This window comes from Pseudoalteromonas sp. SG43-8, from assembly GCF_014164245.1.
GTDB classification, from domain to species: Bacteria; Pseudomonadota; Gammaproteobacteria; order Enterobacterales; family Alteromonadaceae; genus Pseudoalteromonas; species Pseudoalteromonas distincta.
Map to the genome: position 1 here is coordinate 95,674 of NZ_JACJEX010000007.1, position 19,446 is coordinate 115,119.

Sequence of the window (19,446 nt, forward strand, 5' to 3'; positions counted from 1 at the left end):
CGCTTTAAATAACTGGTTTTTTATTACCTAAGTTAAGGCTTTATGTTGTTTGTTTTTAATACTGATGTAGCATAGGAAATATATATTACGCTTTACTAATATGTATGTTGACAAAGATTGCACAAACGTAAATACTATTACAAACTTTCAGTAATTACTGAAAGTTCATTAAATCTTAACTTTGCCAATAAAATGTTGCCCTGTTAATCCGTCACTCTCAAGGAGCCAATAATGATAGATGAAACCTTTGTGGATCTATCGCGATTACAGTTTGCTGTTACCGCTCTCTTTCATTTCTTATTCGTACCTTTAACGATAGGTATGACCTGGATTTTAGTTATTATGGAATCGGTTTATGTTATGACCGGTCGCGAAATTTATCGTGATATGACTAAGTTTTGGGGAAAATTGTTTGGTATTAACTTTGCAATTGGTGTGGCAACAGGCCTTACCATGGAATTTGAGTTTGGTACTAACTGGTCTTATTACTCCCATTACGTAGGTGATGTTTTTGGGGCTCCCCTGGCTATTGAAGGTTTAATGGCATTCTTTTTAGAATCGACCTTTGTGGGTATGTTCTTTTTAGGCTGGGACAGGCTTTCTAAACGCCAACATTTAGGCGCGACCTTTTTAATGGCCATTGGTACTAACATGTCGGCGCTGTGGATTTTAATTGCCAACGGTTGGATGCAAAACCCAGTAGGCGCTGAATTTAACTATCAAACCATGCGCATGGAAATGACTAGTTTTGCAGAGCTTGTGTTTAATCCTGTTGCCCAAGTTAAGTTTATTCATACTGTATCGGCAGGTTATGTGGCTGCCTCTATGTTTGTGCTTGGTATTAGTAGCTGGTACATATTGAAGGGTCGTGATTTAGCATTTGCTAAACGCTCTTTTTCAGTCGCATCAGGCTTTGGGTTAGCGTCAATTTTATGTGTAATTTTACTCGGTGACGAATCAGGCTACGAAGTAGGCGAAGTCCAAAAAGTAAAACTTGCCACAATTGAAGCCGAATGGCACACAGAAGAAGCTCCGGCTGCGTTTACCGCATTTGGTTTTCCTGATTCAGAAGAGCAAGTAACACATGCGGCGGTTAAAATACCTTACGCACTTGGGTTAATTGCTACACGCTCACTTGATGAGCAAGTAACGGGTATTAACGACCTAGAAAAACAACATGAAGTACGTATTCGCAACGGTATGATTGCTTATGAATACCTTACAAAACTCAGAAACGGTGAAGATACGCCAGATAATATTGCCAAATTTAATACTCTAAAAGATGATTTAGGTTATGGCTTGCTACTTAAGCGCTACACACCTGATGTTGTAGATGCTACTGAAGAACAAATTCAAAAAGCAGTTAAAGACTCTTTTCCTAAAGTAGGCCCTATGTTTTGGTCATTTAGGATTATGGTTGCCTGTGGTGTGGCCATGCTTGGTGTATTTATATTGGCTTTTTACTACAACGCACACCGCGTTATTGAGCAAAAACGCTGGTTGTTATGGGCTGCCGTATTGAGTATTCCACTACCTTGGATAGCGATTGAATTTGGCTGGATTGTTGCCGAGTATGGTCGCCAACCTTGGGCTATATCTGAAATACTGCCGACCTTTTTAGCCACGTCGTCACTAACAGTAAACGATATTTTAATTAGCTTAACTGGATTTATTGTCTTCTATACTGGTTTAGCCATTGTGGAAGGCTGGCTGATGATCCGCTTTGTTAAGCAAGGGCCAAGCTCGCTACATACTGGTAAGTATCATTTTGAATTACCAAACAAAGCTGATAAAACTGAAGGAGAGCAATCATGATTTTTGATTATGAAACATTAAAAATGCTTTGGTGGTTGATCATTGGTGTGCTGCTTATTGGTTTTGCTATTACCGATGGTATGGATATGGGCGTTGCTATGTTGCTCCGCCTCGTTGGTAAAACAGATTCAGAGCGCCGCACAGTAATAAACACAATTGGCCCGCATTGGGATGGTAACCAAGTATGGTTTATAACGGCAGGCGGCGCGTTATTTGCGGCGTGGCCTATGGTTTATGCTGCTGCATTTTCGGGCTTTTACTTTGCCATGATGCTAGTACTCTTTGCTTTGTTTTTTAGACCACTTGGATTTGATTACCGCAGTAAAGTAGACTCAAAACGCTGGCGCAATAACTGGGATTGGGGCTTGCTTGCAGGCAGCGCAATTCCAGCATTAGTATTTGGTGTTGCGTTTGGTAATTTATTTTTAGGCGTACCGTTTAATATTGATAACCTTATGCGTGTTAGCTACCAAGGATCATTTTTTGGCTTGCTTAACCCATTTGGATTACTTGCAGGTTTAGTAAGTATTACCATGTTAGTTGCGCATGCGGGTATGTGGTTACAACTTCGAACAGCAAGTGTGGTCGCAGAGCGTTCGGGTCAATATGGCCGCTATTCTCTTATTGTGTTTATCGTGTTATTTGCTGCAGCTGGTTTTTGGGTGGCTAACTTAACGGGTTACCAAGTTGTATCTATGGCTGATACACAAAGTCATGCAGACCCTCTAGCTAAAGTAGTCACTACAGCGCAAGGTGCTTGGTTAAGTAATTACAGCACCCGTCCGTGGACAATGACCTTCCCTATTTTAGCCTTTGCAATGGCATTAAGTGCACTTATGTTTTCAAAATTAAATAAACCTGCACTTGGACTTATTTCAACAAGCTTAATGTTAATTGGCGTAATTATGACGGCCGGTGTTTCTCTATTCCCATTTATTATGCCATCAAGTAATAACCCTAATATTAGCTTAACAATTTGGGATGCGGTATCGAGCCATAAAACGCTCAATATAATGTTTGTTGCAGTGTGTATTTTTGTACCACTAATTTTGTCCTACACCACTTGGTGTTACGTAAAAATGTGGCGCAGAGTAACGGTAGAAGAAATTGAAAACAACACTCATGGTAGCTACTAAGGAGACTAAACAATGTGGTATTTCGCTTGGATTTTAGGTGTACTTTTGGCCTGTACCTTAGGTGTAATAAATGTAATGTGGTACGAATTTCATCAAAATAAAAACAGCATTGCTGATGATGAACAAGCCATGCACGATTTATTAAATGATGCTAACAACACAAAAGATGACGACTAACCCCCGACCAGATCGCGCGCAGCAGCAATCACTGCGCGCTTTTTTAAAGCGTCAAAGTAAACCCGCTGCAGTGTGGTTAAAGTTAAGCATTGCACTGGGTACTTTTAACGCATTACTGATGATTGCAGGTGCTTATTTACTGGCTCAAGCTATTCATAATGTAATGTTTGAAGGTGATAACTTAGCCCAAGTCACTCATTTATTATGGCCCTTAGCAGGTATTATTTTATTGCGCGCGGTGTTTTTAGCGTTAAGTGAGCGCTTAAGTGCATTTGCTGCGCTTAAAATAAAATCGGCTATGCGCCAAACACTTCTCCATAAGCTCAGCTTACTTGGGCCTAGTTATATAGAACAACACGGCCAAGGCGCTACATTAAACACCCTGCATAATGGCGTTGAAGCACTTCACGACTATTATGCTAAATACTTGCCAGGTGTTGCTTACAGCGCACTTATTCCGCTGGCAATATTGGTTGTTATTTTTCCGACAGATTATAAAGCAGGGCTAATATTTTTATTAACCGCCCCGCTCATTCCTTTTTTTATGATTTTAGTAGGCTCTAAAGCCGAAGCTTTAAACCAAAAACGCTGGAAGCAACTTGCTGTACTGGGCAATTACTTTTTTGACCGCGTGCAAGGTTTAACTCAACTAAAACTATTTAATGCAACACGTACCGAGCTTAAACAAATAGCTAAAATTTCAGATGATTTTAGACACGCGACACTCGATGTTTTAAAAATCGCGTTTTTATCATCATTTGCACTTGAGTTTTTAGCTACCATTAGCGTGGCACTCGTTGCCGTAATTATTGGTTTTAGACTATTTTTTGGCACTCTTGATTTTGCTACTGGCTTTGTGGTGCTACTTTTAGCGCCTGAATTTTATTTACCACTGCGCCAGCTAGGTAGCCATTACCATGCACGCTTACAAGGCATTAGTGCGGCGGCCGATATGGTTGCGATTTTAAATGCACCACTGCCAAGTGACGTAAATGCGCCAGTAACTACAAGCGCACCTGAAAACAATTTAACTTTAAATACAATTAATTCAATAAGTATTACCGACCTTAATTTTATATACCCAGGTAGTAACGAAGGGATTAAAAATATAAATTTAACATTGCCAAATAAAGGCTTAATCGCAGTTGTGGGTAGTAGTGGCTCAGGTAAAAGTACGTTGTTTGATTGCTTATTAGGGTTTCACCCTGAGGTGATTAACCACCTATCTATTAATGAGCAGAGTTTAAGTACAGCCGATATAACTTACTTGCAAAATAATATTGCGTGGATACCGCAAAAAGCGACGCTGTTTTACGACACTATTGCTGCCAATATTAAATTAGCCAAACCAACTGCCACACAGCAAGAGCTTGAACATGCGGCAAATCAAGCTGGTGTACTTGAGTTTATAAATACCCTACCCGACGGTTTTAATACACTAATAGGTGAGCAAGGCGAAGGTCTTTCTGGCGGGCAAAAGCAACGCATCGCACTGGCTCGCGCATTTATAAAACAAGCACCAATCTTAGTGCTTGATGAGCCTACAGCGCACCTTGATAGCCAAACAGAGCAACTTATTCAAAATGCTATTAATGAATATGCTAAAAACAACTTAGTATTAGTCATTGCTCATCGATTAAATACCGTTAAACATGCCAACAATATAATTGTTATGCACGATGGAAAAATTGCAGAGCAAGGACACTTTGAAACACTTGCAGCGCAAAATGGTGCATTTGCTAACTTACTAAAAACGGCTAAACAAGGGGTTGCGCATGCATAATTTTATTCGCTTATTAAAGCTTTGTGCTCCTCATTATAAAGCTATGCTATTGGGTACATTTTTAGCAACGATTACCGTATTAGCTAATGTGGGCTTGTTGGCTATTTCTGGCTGGTTTTTAGCATCAATGGCGGCTGCTGGTATTGCGGGCGTACAAATGAATTATTTTACCCCGGCAGGCACGATTCGGTTTTTAGCTATTGTGCGAACAGCATCGCGCTATGGCGAACGCCTAATTACCCATAACGCCACGTTTTTACTACTAAGTGAAATACGTACCAATGTATTTGCAACGTTAAGCAAGCTTAACAATGTTGATTTAGCAATGAGCCGCAGCGCTGATTTAGTTAACCGATTACAAAACGATGTAGACGCACTCGACAAATTTTATTTAAACGTTTTACTTCCTATGCTGGTCGCTCTTTTAAGTGTACCAATCATCATGCTGTTTATGTCGGCCTATAATGGCAACGTCGCCCTTATTTGCTTTACTGGCATTATACTTATTGGTGTGGTTATACCTGCCCTACTCAGCATAAAGCTCACTAAAAACAGCCATAAAGAAACACAACTTAGTGCACAACTTCGCTCTGAACTTTCAGATACACTTACAGGCCTTAGAGAGCTTAGTATTTATCAAGCCCGTTCGCAGCAGCTTAATAAGTGCGACGAATTAAGCGAGCAGTACAATCAGCAATTATTTATTCGCCACAAAGCACTGGCAAACTCAGATGGATTAAGCTTGTTGGTTGTTCAATTAGCCATGCTTGCTAGCATAGTTACCATTGTCCCACTGGTTTACGCAAGCAGTATGGTAAATGTAGAACTTGCTATGTTAAGTTTGTTTGTACTGGCAAGCTTTGAAAGCGTATTGCTACTACCCAACGCGTTTATAGAGCTTCCAAGTGTTTTAAAAGCAGTAGAGCGATTGTTTACACTTGAAGATAAAGCAGCTAGCTCACAAGTTAAAGATACACATGTAGACATTGATGAAAACTTTAGCGCGCAAAATCACACGTTAATACTTAACAATATTAGCTATCAATATGGTGAACAAACAGCGCTAACTAATATCAGTTTTGAACTAATGCCTCAGCAAAAGGTAGCGATTGTAGGTAGAAGCGGCAGCGGTAAAACGACGCTTGTAAATTTACTTACTGGTTTATGGCCTTTGCAACAAGGCAGCATAACGCTAAAAAATCAAAATAGCGTTGTTGACTTACGTTCGTTAAATAATGATATACGCGCAAATGTTATAAATATACTCGCCCAGCAGCACCATATTTTTGATGGCACATTAAGTGAAAACTTACGTTATGCCGCGCCAAATGCAACCAAAGAGCAAATGATTGAAGCGCTCGCATTAGCTCAATTGAGCCCATGGTTTAATGAGCTAAAAGAAGGTTTAAAAACACGATTAGGCACTGGCGGGCGTAACGTGTCGCAAGGCCAGTCTAGACGTATAGCCATTGCCCAAGCATTACTTAAAAACCCTGCTATTTTAGTTCTTGATGAACCAACAGAAGGTCTTGATAATCAATCTAAGCAAGGGGTAATGCAAGCAATAATGCACGTTATGAATAACGCCAGCGTGCTGACAATTACGCACGATCCCGCTCTACTTGCTCAAATGGATAATGTTGTATGGTTAGAAGGCGGTAAAGTAGTTGCGCAAGGCACTCACAAAGAGCTCAGTGGCACTCATCCCGACTATGTTGCGCTAACTACCCGATTTTAAAACCGTTACTGATACATCAATAACGCCGACTTTAGGGTCGGCTATCTTTTTAAACATACTCTTTGATAAGTCAATAATACGACCTCGCACATACGGACCTCTATCGTTAATTCTTACCGTGACTGATTTGTTATTAGCTAGATTGGTAACAACCACCTTAGTGCCAAAATCGAATTCTAAATGGGCTGCCGTGGCGGCTTGTTGGCTAAAGCGCTCTCCGTTGGCAGTTGTTCTGCCGTGATATTTATCAGCATAAAAAGAAGCTTTACCAACTTGAGTAACCTCTCCAGTAGATGATTTAACAATAGGTTGGCTACTACAAGCGGCTAAAACTGAAGTAATAAAAAGAGTGACAACTAACTTAGGTAAACGCATAGGATGACTTTTATTATACAAATTAGGCGCATACTAACTTGAGTAGCCTGAGTATTAACTGAATTAGCTTAAAAGCAGGACAATAAAAAACCACCTTCGATTTATCATCTAGGGTGGTTTTTTAATGCTTAAAGCAAAACGCGCGAATTATCTTACGATGCCGCGCTCTGAGCTTTTAACAAAGTCGACCATCAACTTTACAGCAGGATACTTTGCAGCATCTTCACTAAGCGATTCAATCGCTTCGTCTGCACCTAAGCTTTTACGGTAAAACGCTTTGTATGCACGGCGTACAGCCATAATTTCATCACTTTCGAAACCACGACGTTTCATGCCTTCTTTATTAATAGCGGCAGGACCTGCTGGCATACCAATGGTAGTAACAAAAGGTGGTACATCTTTGTTAACACCTGAATACATACCAATAAAGGCATGTGCACCAATTTTACAAAACTGATGAACTCCCGAATTACCACCTAAGATAACCCAGTCGCCTACATGTACATGGCCGGCCACACTTGCATTGTTAGCAAAAATTACGTTATCGCCAATTACTGCGTCATGTGCAACGTGTGTATAAGCCATAAATAAGTTATTACTACCAATTTTAGTAACGCCTTGGTCTTGAATTGTACCACGGTGAATAGTGGCACATTCACGGATAACATTGTTATCACCCATGATTAATGTGGTTGGCTCGTTGTTGTATTTTTTGTCTTGGCAGGCTTCGCCTACAGACGCAAACTGAAAAATATGATTGCCAGAGCCAATAGTTGATGGCCCTTTAACAACAACATGAGACTCAATAATACAGTTATCACCGATAACAACATCATTGCCAATATAACTATACGGACCAACTGAGACATTGTTGCCTAGTTTAGCGCCAGGTTCGATTATTGCTGTAGAATGGATCACTATTAAAACTCTCTTCTCGCACACATAATTTCGGCACTACACACTACTTTGCCGTCGACTCTAGCTTCTGCTGCAAACTTCCAAATGTTGCGACGTTCTTTTAAAAACTCAACGTGAAGATGCATTGTATCACCTGGGATCACTGGCTGTTTAAAACGTGCGTTATCAACAGCAGCAAATAAATATAGTTCGTTTTCACTACGATTTCCTACTGTTTTAAAACCTAATAAACCCGTAGCTTGCGCCATTGATTCTAATATTAGCACACCAGGAAAAATTGGCTGATTTGGGAAATGGCCAGTAAATATAGGTTCGTTTATAGAAACATTTTTAATAGCATGTAAAGATTTGCCAGGTGTAAAATCAATAACACGATCAATTAATAGCATCGGGTAACGGTGCGGTAATAAACTTAAAATTTCTTGAATATCAAGGCTATTTAATTCGTTTGCCAAAATAGCATCCTTTTTAGTGTTCAACGTTATGACTTAGCCAATGCTTCCAGCGCTTTAAGACGAGATTTCATGTCTGAAAGGTTACGCAAGTGAGCTATTGATTTACGCCATTCTTTGTTTGTTGTATGGGGCATACCAGATGAGTAAATACCTGGTTCGGTGATTGATTTTGTCACCATACTCATGCCGGTAATTATAACACCATCACATACAGACATGTGACCATTAATTGCAACCATGCCACCAATTTGACAGTTTTTGCCAATGGTAACGCTTCCTGCAAGTACGGTGCAGCCCGCGATTGCGGTGCCTGAATTAACTTCAACGTTATGCGCTATTTGACACTGATTATCGATAATAACATTGCTATGGATGATGGTATTATCCAGTGCGCCACGATCAATTGTCGTGCTTGCACCAATTTCAACTTTGTTACCTATGATCACAGAGCCAAGCTGAGGTATTTTTACCCATTGCCCGCGTTCGTTCGCATAGCCAAACCCATCACTACCTACAACACTATTTGCTTGAAACAAACAATCTGAACCAATTTCAACATCGTGATAAATAGTCACACTAGACCAAAGCTTAGTGCCAGAGCCTATTTTAACACGTTCTCCGATAAAACTGTTCGGACCAATTTGCGCATTGTCACCTATCACCGCATCAGCTTCAATGACTGCATTAGCACCTATGGCGGCGCTGTCACTAACAATCGCTGTTGAATGAACAGTGGCACTTGGATGTATACCCGTCGATGCTGAGCGTGGTGTTGTATCCATAAATTGCGCTAATTTTGCGTAACTTACATACGGATTAGCAACAATAACTTTGCTACCACTAAAGTACTGAGCATCGGCTTGGCTTACTATTACAGCGCTAGCTTGAGTAGTTTCAAGTTGCGAGCGATATTTTGAGTTCGCTAAAAATGCAATATGCCCAGAATGGGCATTTGCAAGTGTCGCTATTTTTTTTATTTCTAAAGCGCCATCACCCTGAAGTTCGGCGCCTAGAAGTTCCGCAATTTGCGAAAGCGTATAATTTTGCATAGAGTGATTATTTCTTACTAACTGCAGCTACAACTTTAGACGAAAGATCAGTTACTTCTTTAGGATTAAAGTAAATTGTTGTGTCTTTTACTTTAACTTCGTCGAAGTCGCCGTCTTTAGCAATTTCTTCAATTGTTTTGATGATCACACCTTGAACTTTAGCAAGTTCTTGGTTTTGGCGCGCTTTGATTTCTTGCTCTAAAGGACGGCCTTGTTCAGCAAGATTTTTTTGCATGCCTTGAATTTTATCACGTAGTGCATCTTTTTGAGCTTGGCTCATAGTTGTACTTTCGCGTTTAAATTTTTCAGCTTCAAAACGAATATCGCCTTGTAACTTTTCAAGCTCTTGACGACGTTCAGCAAACTCAGTTTGTAAAGACTGTTCAATTTTAGCCATTTGAGGAATTTGCTTGTAGATTTCCTGCATATCAACAATACCTACTTTGTGTGCAAATGCATTCACAGAAGTACCCATCATTAAAGTTGCTAAAACTGCTACAGCTGTTGATTTAAATAATTTTTTCACAAAAAACTCCTTTAGAAAGTGTTACTAATGTTAAAGCTGATGGTTTTCGTATCGTCATCTTCTTCTTTTTGCAATGGATACGCAAAACTGATCAGCATTGGACCCATTGGAGAGATCCATTGTAATGAAAGACCGGTTGAAACCCTAAAGCGCATTGGGTCTGAATAGTCATCTAATTTAGCACGTTCATCAACGCCTAAGTTTTGATAGCGGTCTACGTTAAACTCAGTATCCCATACGTTTGCAGCATCAACAAAGAAGCTAGTACGTACAGAGCTGGTATTTTCTTCATCTAAGAATGGCGTAGGAACAATTAGCTCCATACCTGCCACTGCTTTAGCATTACCACCAATACGGCCTTGTGGCACTAGAATATCAAATTCTGATGCGCCACCAATGCTACCGGTTGTAGTACCGTCTGCACCTGGCGTACCCGGAATAGACTGCGGTATACGCGATACAGCACGTGGTAATATTGTATTACGGTCAAAGCCACGAAGTTCCATTTCCGTTATACGGAAGTACTCTTGGAATGGAAGTGTTTGCTCATACCCGTTTGTAGAACCATAACCATTACCATAACCAAGTGCTGCACGCGTTGAGAATACCCAACGATGGTCATTTGATATAGGCCAGTAAAAACGCGAATCGTAATTCAGTTTAAAGTACTGAAGATCTGAGTTAGGCGTTGTTGCTGTTAAGTTTAGAGTTTGACGCGAACCCGCTGTTGGGAATAAACCACGGTTAACGGTGATACGCGACCAGCCAACACTCAGCTCATACTTAGTAAAGTCAAAGCCTGCATCTGGATTGTCTGGATCTAAGAATGTTTCACGAAGTACACGCGTTTGCTCGTACTCTGCAATATCCGAAAGCTCTTCTTTAATCCAACGGGCGCCAAAGTTAACACGATTTACAGCATCAATTGGAAAACCAATATTTGTGCCTAAACCATAACTTTTTGATTTGTACTCAACAAGACTGAATTTACTTGCATCGTAGTTTCTGTAAAAGATGCTACTGCCTTGCGATACACCATCTGGCGTAAAGTATGGGTCTGTGTACGATAAGCTTAAGCTTTCAGAACCTGTAGACGTATTAAGATTTAAACCAATTTGGTTACCTGTGCCTAAAAAGTTAGATTCTGTTACACCAATATTAAATTGCAGACCTAAGTAAGAACCATAAGCAAGGCCAGCATTAAAGCTACCCGCTGATTGCTCTTTTACAGTAAAGTCTACATCTACTTGGTCATCCACACCTGGTACAGGCACTACGTTGAAATCAACAGTTTCCATGTAAGGTAAACGTTGAATTTGTAGTTTTGAACGCTCAAGGTTTTGATTAGATAACCAGGCGCCTTCAAGTTGTGTCATTTCACGGCGAAGTACTTCATCAGCTGTATTTTGGTTACCACCAACAATAATACGACGAACATATACACGTTTACCTGGATTAACCGATAGTGTTAGTTGTACTTCTTGCTTTTCGTCGTCAATTTCTGGAATTGTACGCACTTCAGCATTAGCGTAACCAAAACGTGCTAAGTAGCTTTTAATAAATTCTTCTGACGAAGTAACGACTGAGCCATTGTAAAGCTCACCCGCTCTAAGTGGGATAACACTTTTAATTAAGTCTTCACGGCCAAGCAAGTCACCAATAAAGTCAAAGCCTTTAACGGTATATTTTACGCCTTCAGTTAAGTTAGCTGTAACGTAAACTGACTCACGTTCAGGGCTCACTGATACTTGCGTTGAATCGATATTAAAACGTAGGTAACCACGGTCTAAATAATAACTACGAATTTTTTCTAAATCGCCTTCAATGGTTTGCTTTTGGTAGCGATCGCTACCCATAAACTGCCACCAAGGTAAATCTTGCTGCGATTCAGCAAGTTTAAGAAGCTCTTCATTAGAAAAAAGTTCATTACCCACTAAGTTAATTTGTCGGATAGAAGCTGCATCACCTTCATCAAACTCTAATTTAAGTTTAACGCGGTTACGAGGCAACTTAGTAATACTGATATCTACTTTAGCGTTGTATTTACCAATACTGTGGAAAAACTCAACTAAGCCCTTTTCGATACTATCGATAACGGTTTTATCAAGTGGCTCACCTTGGCGAATATCTTGCTGATCAAGAGACTCATTAAGCTGCTCGTCTTTAATGTCTTTATTGCCTTCAAACTCAATGAAGCTGATGGTAGGACGTTCCGTTACTTTAAAAATAACGTTGTTGCCATCACGAAGGGCTTTTATGTTATCAAAGTGCCCAGAACGATAAAGTGACTTTATTGTTTTTGAAATCGTATAGTCATCAACATTATCGCCTACGTTAATAGGAATATGTGTTAGCGCTGCACCAAGTGCTACACGCTGTAAACCTTCAACTTTCAGGTCTTCAACAATAAAGGAGTTTTGGCCTAGGGCTGCAAAACTTGCACCCAATAAACTTGTTACTGCCAAATGTTTTTTTATAGCCATTTTATTATCTTTATCCTTTACAACTGTATTACCGCATAACACCCTACTAAAGTGGTGCTTTACAATCGTGTTCTAATTAGTAATTTGCCACGCTGTAAAACTACAAACGCGATACATCATTGAACAAAGCGAAACATGTTAGAAAAATGAGCAACAAGGCGCCCACTTTAAAACCAAACTCTTGTGTCTTTTCAGAGACCGGCTTTTTACGAAAAAGTTCAATTATGTAATACATTAAGTGTCCACCATCAAGCACTGGTAAGGGTAATAAATTAAATACACCCAAGTTAACGCTTATTAAGGCTAAAAAGCTTAAAAAGGCCACTAACCCATAGCTTACGCTAGTTCCAGCGCCTACTGCAATGCCCACAGGGCCACTTAAATTCTTAACCGAAACCTGGCCTGTAATTAAATTACCAATCATATCAAAACTGAGTGTAATTAAGCGCCACGTTTCTTTTGTGCCTCGCACGATACTATCGAGTGGGCCGTAATGTCTAGTCTCTACATAACCATCAGGCCATTGCTGTACAACAGGAGCAACGCCTAAAAAGCCTTGCTCAATACCGTTATTATCAATGCGCTCTTTAGGGGTTACTGTAATGGCTTTTATAGTATCTTGTCTTTTTACACTAAATTGTAAAGATTTGTTAGCTGATTGCGTAATAAGATTAACTAATTGCTGCCAATTGCTTATTGTTTCACCGTTTACAGCCAAAATTTTGTCATTAACTTGTAAATTAGCGTGTTCTGCAGCTGAGTCTTTAGTTACGGCGGCAATTGTTAAAGTGGCTTGAGGTCTAAACGGTACAATACCTAACGAGCTTAGTGGTGGCACGTCTTGCTGATCTAGTTTCCACCCCTCTAAATTAAGCGTTTTAACACGTGGTTGAAGGTTTTTATCGCGCACTATCACTTCAACGCTTTCTTCACCTAAATTAGACATAAGTGCAAACGTGGCATCTTGCCATGTCGTTATATCATCATCACCAATTTTTATAATATGTTGAGAAGGCATAATGCCCGCTTGCTCTGCCCGGCTACCCTCGGTAATGCTACCTACCACAGGCTTTACCGACTGCACACCCACCATATACATTACAGCAAGAGCAAAAATGGCAAACAAAAAGTTGGCCATTGGACCCGCTGCAACTATGGCAATACGTGCTTGTACAGATTTAGCGTTAAACGACAAGTGACGTTGGTTTGCCGGCACGTCATCAACACGCTCATCAAGCATTTTTACATAACCGCCTAATGGAATAGCCGCAATCACATATTCGGTATTATATTTATCGTGCCATTTTAACAATGGCTTACCAAAGCCAATTGAAAAACGCAGCACTTTAACGCCCATTTTTCGTGCAACCCAAAAATGGCCATATTCATGTATGGCCACTAAAATACCAAGCGCTAAAATAAATGAGCCAAGATTCCAAAAAAAATCAAACATATTAATGCGCCACTTTTGTTATAAATTCTGAAGCGCTAATACGCGCTAATTTATCGCACTCTAAAATTTCATCTAAGCTTTGTACATTGGTATACGTTGCAGCTTCAAGCGTTTGTGCATTTATTTTGTATATATCAGTAAAACCAATTTTACCGTTTAAGAATGCACTTACTGCTATTTCATTTGCAGCATTAACCGTTGTGGTCGCGCCCTGCCCTGCACTACACGCATCAATCGCTAATTGTAAATTTGGATAGCGAGAAAAGTCAGGCTTGGTGAATGAGAAATCACATATATCAGAGAAGTTTAACGGTTTAACGCCTGCATTAATTCGCTCAGGGTATGCAAGTGCATGGGCAATTGGGGTGCGCATATCAGGGTTACCCATTTGCGCTAAAATAGAACCGTCGTGGTACTGCACCATTGAATGAATAATACTTTGTGGATGAATCACTACGTCTATATCACTGGTGTCGCAATTGAATAACCACTTAGCTTCAATAAACTCTAAGCCTTTATTCATCATAGTGGCCGAGTCTACTGATATTTTTTGACCCATAGACCAGTTAGGATGCGCCACGGCTTCACTTACAGTTACATCTTTTAGTGTGTTTATATCGCGCGTTAAAAACGGGCCACCAGAACCGGTTAGCAAAATTTTACTTACGCCATGTTGCTGTAAATTTTGATCGCCTTTGGCATTTTGTAACGAAGAAGGTAGACATTGAAAAATAGCATTATGTTCGCTATCAATTGGCAGCAAAGTGGCTTTATGTTGTTTAACTTTATCAATAAACAACTGACCTGACATAACTAACGATTCTTTATTAGCTAGCAGTACTTTTTTACCTGCTTCTACTGCACTTAATGTTGGCAGTAAACCAGCTGCTCCTACAATTGCCGACATCACGACATCAACATCTGGGTGAGCACATAAGTCGCACATTGCTTGCTCGCCGTGCATAACAAGCGTTTGACATGGTGTATTAGCTAAATAAGCAGATAACTGCTCAGCGGCTTGCTGGGTAGCCATAATCGCATAAAGTGGTTCGTGTTCAATACACAGCTCAGCCATTTTTTTTGCGTTTTGCCCTGCAGCTAAAACAAAAACATCAAATAACTCTTTATTACGCGATACAACATCGAGTGTACTTAAACCAATTGAACCTGTTGCGCCTAAAATAACCAGCAATTGCTTTTGGCTCATAAACTAAGAGTCCACGCATAGCACATTACAAACATTGGAGCTGCAGCCGTTAAGCTGTCAATGCGGTCTAAAATACCGCCGTGCCCAGGTAAACAACGGCCGCTATCTTTTAAACCAGCTTCACGTTTAAACATGCTTTCAAGTAAATCACCTACTGCAGAGAACAATGCAATAAATGCAGTCATTATCGCGTAGATAGGCCAAACACCTAAATCAACATCGGTAAAGTGACAAAATGCTAAAACAAAAATGATAGAAGCAACTACACCGCCTGCTAACCCTTCAATTGTTTTATTAGGGCTCACTTTTGGCATAAGTTTATGCTTACCAAAGCTCTTACCTGAAAAATAAGCACCAACGTCTGCACTCCACACAATACCCAATACGACTAAAATAAGTACAGAGCCAAAATGTGTTGATTCAGCATATTGCGCACTGCGCAGCGTATTCAGTGCAAGCCATAACGGCACAAGTGTTAATAAACCTGCAATGCCGCGCATTACTAGACCTTCATTCCACGCTTTAGCCATTTCTGGATAGCGCCAAATTAAATAACTAGCAACAATCCACCAAGCAAACGAAAGCGTAAATACGTAATTTGCATCACCTACTAGCTTGCCATTTTCCCATAGTGATTCAATAGGCCAATGTAAATTAAGCAGGCCAAGTAAGGCTGCAATCAATACAACAAAAGCACCACGTTTGAGCTTATCGCATAAACCCATAAACGCAGACCATTCCCATGCGCCTAATAATACTATTGCACCGGCAAAGTAACTAAATAACGTAAGCGGTGTATAAAAAACCAAAGCTAATGCCGATGGTGCAAGCACTAGAGAGGTTAAAATTCGTTGTTTTAACAAAATGTGACCCTTATTCTATTTAGGTTTGAGCGAGTAATTGTTTTATTTGTTCGCCCGTACAACCAAAACGTCGCTCTCTGGCAACGTAACACGCTATAGCCTCAGCAAATGCTGCTTCATTAAAATCAGGCCAAAGTGTCTCGGTAAAGTAAAGTTCTGCATAAGCAACTTGCCATAGTAAAAAATTACTAATACGAACATCGCCACCAGTGCGAATAAGTAAATCAGGTTCAGCCTGATCTGCCATGCTCATATGCTGTGCTAAGCGCTCTTCTGTAATATCTTCTGCGTTGAGTGTGCCTTGCGCAACTTGCAAAGCAAGTTGTTTAGCCGCGTTAGCCATATCCCAACGACCACCGTAATTAGCTGCAACATTTAAGCGCAATCCGGTGTTATTTTCAGTCAGCTTATGCGCAGCGTCTACCTTGCTACGTAATCCTTCAGAAAATCGTGATAAGTCTCCAATAATGGTCAGTTTTACATTGTTTTTATGAAGCTTTTTAACTTCCTTTGTTAAAACAAATAAGAAAAGCTCCATTAAAGTGTTTACTTCGTCTTCAGGGCGGCGCCAGTTTTCACTACTAAAAGCAAATAAGGTTAACGATTGTATCCCTAATTTAGTACAAAACTGAACAGATTGACGAACTGCGTCTACGCCTTTTTTATGCCCATACACACGAGGTCTATTTCTAGCTTGTGCCCAACGTCCGTTCCCATCCATGATGATAGCAACATGTTTGGGTAAACATTGCTGTGAAATTGTGTCAGCATCTAGAACCATAAATATTGAGTATTCCATAAAAAAACGCCGCCTAGTATACCCTAGACGGCGTTTCAAAACTAATAATTTTAATAGGTCCTGTCGACCTTTCACGATTGTAATTTATTCAATCTAGGCAGAACCCTTTGGGCAGCGCGTTTTTAGGTTTTATGCATTGCTATCGCCTAATAATGGGGAATAACCTCACTACATAGGCTATGCTTTGCCTTAAAACCAAACATACTACTGCAAATTTAACCTTAAAAGATAAACAGGGACTTACTTAGATTTCCATTAACTCTGCTTCTTTAGCAGCTAATAGAGTATCCATTTCTTTGATAAATTTATCTGTAAGTTTTTGAATCGCATCATCTGATTGACGCGCTTCATCTTCAGATATTTCTTTATCTTTTAATAAACCTTTTACATCACCATTAGCATCACGACGAATGTTACGAATAGCAACACGACCGCCTTCAACTTCGCCACGTACAATTTTGATAAGGTCTTTACGACGCTCTTCTGTAAGTGGAGGAAGTGGTACACGAATAACAGTACCTGCCGACATAGGGTTTAAACCTAAGTCAGACGCCATAATTGCTTTTTCAACAGCTTGCGCTAAAGACTTATCAAATACACCAATAGCAAGTGTACGAGAATCTTCAATTGTTACGTTAGCAACTTGGTTTAAAGGCGTTGGTGCACCGTAGTACGACACCATAATACCATCTAGGATTGCAGGATGTGCACGGCCAGTACGAATTTTAGATAATTGGCTACCTAGTGCAGTTACACTTTTTTGCATGCGCGCTTGCGCGTCTTTTTGAATATCGTTAATCACGGTTTAATCCTAATTATTTGATTATTTCATCTGAGGCTTGTGAAGAAATAAGTGTTCCTTCTTCTTCACCCATAATTACGCGTTTTAGCGCGCCTGATTTATTCATATTAAATACGCTCAATGGCATATTGTGATCGCGGGCTAGAGTAAATGCCGCTAAATCCATAACTTTTAATTCTTTTTCAATGATTTCATTGTAGCTTAAGTGGCTGTAAAGCGTCGCTTCTGGGTTTTTAACAGGATCATCACTGTACACACCATCCACTTTAGTCGCCTTAATTACTGTATCCGCTTCAATTTCGATACCGCGTAAACACGCTGCAGAATCGGTAGTAAAAAATGGGTTACCAGTGCCCGCTGCAAAAATAACAACGCGGCCAGTTTTTAATAAACTAATTGCTTCAGCCCAGTTATAAGCGTCACATACACCATTTAGCGGAATAGCCGACATTAAACGACAGTTTACAAATGCACGGTGTAGCGCATCACGCATTGCAAGGCCATTCATAACCGTTGCAAGCATACCCATGTGGTCGCCTACTACGCGGTTCATACCTGCTTCTGCAAGTGAACCACCGCGTAAAAAGTTACCTCCACCAATAACTAAACCCACTTCTACGTCAAGCTCTACTAGCTCTTTAATTTCTTGTGCCATACGGTCTAAAACTTTTGGGTCGATGCCGAAGCCTTCGTCTCCCATTAAAGCTTCACCACTTAATTTGAGAAGAACACGTCTAAAAATAGGTTTGCGATTGATAGTCATAGTATAGGGGCCAACTTTTATTGAATTATGGATAAAAAATAACCGCGCTTATGTTAAACATAAAAGCGCGGTTATTTTAAAGAATTTCTAGCTGTGAAGCAAAACCAAATAGTACTTTAATTGCATCTAATTTCCTTTTGCATCACAAATAGTTAATCTTACTGACCTTTAGCAGCTGCAATTTGAGCAGCAACTTCAGCAGCAAAATCTTCTTCTTTCTTCTCGATACCTTCACCAACTTCTACACGTACAAAGCCAGTAACTGTTGCGTTTTTCTCTTTAAGAATATCGCCAACAGATTTTTTAGGTTCCATGATGAAAGCTTGACCAGTAAGAGAAACCTCACCAGTGAATTTTTTCATGCGACCAACAACCATCTTCTCAGCGATTTCAGCAGGCTTTCCTTCATTCATCGCGATTTCGATTTGTACTTGCTTTTCTTTTTCTACAACGTCAGCTGGTACGTCTGAAGGAGTTAAGTACTCTGGACGTGAAGCAGCAACGTGCATTGCAACGTGCTTAAGTGTTTCTTCATCAGCAACACCTGCAACAACAACACCGATACGGTCGCCATGACGGTACTCAACTAGGTTTTCACCAGCAATGTACTGTAGACGACGTACGTTGATGTTTTCGCCAATTTTAGTTACTAGCTCAACACGGTCTTCTTCAAACTTAGCTTGTAAGTCTTCGATAGTAAGAGTGTCAGCAATTGCAGCTTCAGCAACTTTATCAGCAAATGCTAAAAAGCTTACGTCTTTTGCAACGAAGTCTGTTTGACAGTTAACTTCTACTAGTACTGCAACACCAGCGTTTTGCTTGATGATGATAGTACCTTCAGCAGCAATGTTACCTGCTTTTTTAGCAGCTTTAGCAGCGCCACTTTTACGCATGTTTTCAATCGCTAACTCGATGTCGCCATCAGTCTCAGTTAACGCTTTTTTACAATCCATCATGCCAGCGCCTGTGCGCTCGCGTAATTCTTTAACTAGGGCAGTAGTTACAGCCATTAGTAAATCCTCAAATCTGAAATCTGGTTTAGATAAGCGGGTTACCCGCTCTACAAGAATAACAAGTCTTCACCTTAAAAAGATGAAGACTTGA

18 protein-coding genes are annotated in these 19,446 nt (G+C 40.2%); 5 read left to right on the forward strand and 13 right to left on the reverse strand.

What is annotated here, in order from left to right; all coding sequences use genetic code 11:
• Positions 1–231 precede the first annotated feature (231 nt).
• Genes H5122_RS13885 through cydC form a run of 5 tightly spaced genes read left to right on the forward strand, consistent with a single transcriptional unit; the run spans position 232 to position 6,649 of the window.
• Positions 232–1,815, forward strand: a complete 1,584-nt coding sequence (locus H5122_RS13885; RefSeq protein ID WP_002958301.1) for a cytochrome ubiquinol oxidase subunit I — start codon at positions 232–234, stop codon at positions 1,813–1,815.
• Positions 1,812–2,951, forward strand: coding sequence for a cytochrome d ubiquinol oxidase subunit II (gene cydB / locus H5122_RS13890; RefSeq protein WP_220487783.1), 1,140 nt, complete (start codon positions 1,812–1,814; stop codon positions 2,949–2,951). Before H5122_RS13885 ends, cydB begins: the two co-directional genes overlap by 4 nt.
• A gap of 12 nt (positions 2,952–2,963) precedes the next feature.
• Positions 2,964–3,128 (forward strand): cytochrome bd-I oxidase subunit CydX, encoded by a 165-nt coding sequence (gene cydX, locus H5122_RS13895; protein ID WP_002958303.1) that lies wholly within the window; start codon positions 2,964–2,966, stop codon positions 3,126–3,128.
• Complete coding sequence (gene cydD / locus H5122_RS13900) at positions 3,118–4,911, forward strand: thiol reductant ABC exporter subunit CydD (protein ID WP_182682351.1); 1,794 nt, start codon at positions 3,118–3,120, stop codon at positions 4,909–4,911. Before cydX ends, cydD begins: the two co-directional genes overlap by 11 nt.
• Complete coding sequence (gene cydC / locus H5122_RS13905; protein WP_182682328.1) at positions 4,904–6,649, forward strand: thiol reductant ABC exporter subunit CydC; 1,746 nt, start codon at positions 4,904–4,906, stop codon at positions 6,647–6,649. Before cydD ends, cydC begins: the two co-directional genes overlap by 8 nt.
• Here cydC and H5122_RS13910 read toward each other — a convergent pair.
• From H5122_RS13910 to tsf, 13 genes are all read right to left on the reverse strand, one after another.
• A complete protein-coding gene (locus H5122_RS13910; RefSeq protein WP_182682329.1) occupies positions 6,632–7,024 on the reverse strand; it encodes a septal ring lytic transglycosylase RlpA family protein in 393 nt (130 codons plus the stop codon). The two genes, cydC and H5122_RS13910, sit on opposite strands and share 18 nt — an antisense overlap.
• Positions 7,025–7,171: 147 nt before the next feature.
• Complete coding sequence (gene lpxA / locus H5122_RS13915) at positions 7,172–7,942, reverse strand: acyl-ACP--UDP-N-acetylglucosamine O-acyltransferase (RefSeq protein WP_039484358.1); 771 nt, start codon at positions 7,940–7,942, stop codon at positions 7,172–7,174.
• A 2-nt stretch (positions 7,943–7,944) separates the two neighbouring features.
• Positions 7,945–8,397 (reverse strand): 3-hydroxyacyl-ACP dehydratase FabZ, encoded by a 453-nt coding sequence (gene fabZ / locus H5122_RS13920; protein WP_182682330.1) that lies wholly within the window; start codon positions 8,395–8,397, stop codon positions 7,945–7,947.
• A gap of 26 nt (positions 8,398–8,423) precedes the next feature.
• Positions 8,424–9,446, reverse strand: a complete 1,023-nt coding sequence (lpxD, locus tag H5122_RS13925; protein ID WP_024596249.1) for a UDP-3-O-(3-hydroxymyristoyl)glucosamine N-acyltransferase — start codon at positions 9,444–9,446, stop codon at positions 8,424–8,426.
• Positions 9,447–9,453: 7 nt separating this feature from the next.
• Positions 9,454–9,972 carry an OmpH family outer membrane protein gene (locus H5122_RS13930; protein WP_002958312.1) on the reverse strand — a complete coding sequence of 173 codons (519 nt, stop codon included), beginning with the start codon at positions 9,970–9,972 and terminating at the stop codon, positions 9,454–9,456.
• A gap of 11 nt (positions 9,973–9,983) precedes the next feature.
• Positions 9,984–12,455, reverse strand: coding sequence for an outer membrane protein assembly factor BamA (gene bamA, locus H5122_RS13935; RefSeq protein WP_024596248.1), 2,472 nt, complete (start codon positions 12,453–12,455; stop codon positions 9,984–9,986).
• Positions 12,456–12,555: 100 nt separating this feature from the next.
• On the reverse strand, positions 12,556–13,908 hold the full coding sequence (gene rseP / locus H5122_RS13940) for a sigma E protease regulator RseP (protein WP_182682331.1): 1,353 nt from the start codon (positions 13,906–13,908) through the stop codon (positions 12,556–12,558).
• Position 13,909: 1 nt separating this feature from the next.
• On the reverse strand, positions 13,910–15,115 hold the full coding sequence (gene ispC, locus H5122_RS13945; RefSeq protein ID WP_182682332.1) for a 1-deoxy-D-xylulose-5-phosphate reductoisomerase: 1,206 nt from the start codon (positions 15,113–15,115) through the stop codon (positions 13,910–13,912).
• Positions 15,112–15,978 (reverse strand): phosphatidate cytidylyltransferase, encoded by an 867-nt coding sequence (locus H5122_RS13950; RefSeq protein ID WP_024606268.1) that lies wholly within the window; start codon positions 15,976–15,978, stop codon positions 15,112–15,114. The genes ispC and H5122_RS13950 overlap by 4 nt, the downstream gene beginning before the upstream one ends.
• Positions 15,979–15,997: 19 nt before the next feature.
• Positions 15,998–16,777 (reverse strand): isoprenyl transferase, encoded by a 780-nt coding sequence (locus H5122_RS13955; protein WP_024596497.1) that lies wholly within the window; start codon positions 16,775–16,777, stop codon positions 15,998–16,000.
• A 244-nt stretch (positions 16,778–17,021) separates the two neighbouring features.
• Positions 17,022–17,543, reverse strand: coding sequence for a ribosome recycling factor (gene frr / locus H5122_RS13960; RefSeq protein WP_206013162.1), 522 nt, complete (start codon positions 17,541–17,543; stop codon positions 17,022–17,024).
• A gap of 49 nt (positions 17,544–17,592) precedes the next feature.
• Entirely contained in the window at positions 17,593–18,342 is a 750-nt protein-coding gene (gene pyrH, locus H5122_RS13965) for a UMP kinase (protein ID WP_024596498.1), read from the reverse strand.
• Positions 18,343–18,500: 158 nt separating this feature from the next.
• Complete coding sequence (tsf, locus tag H5122_RS13970; RefSeq protein WP_002958320.1) at positions 18,501–19,352, reverse strand: translation elongation factor Ts; 852 nt, start codon at positions 19,350–19,352, stop codon at positions 18,501–18,503.
• Positions 19,353–19,446 lie beyond the last annotated feature (94 nt).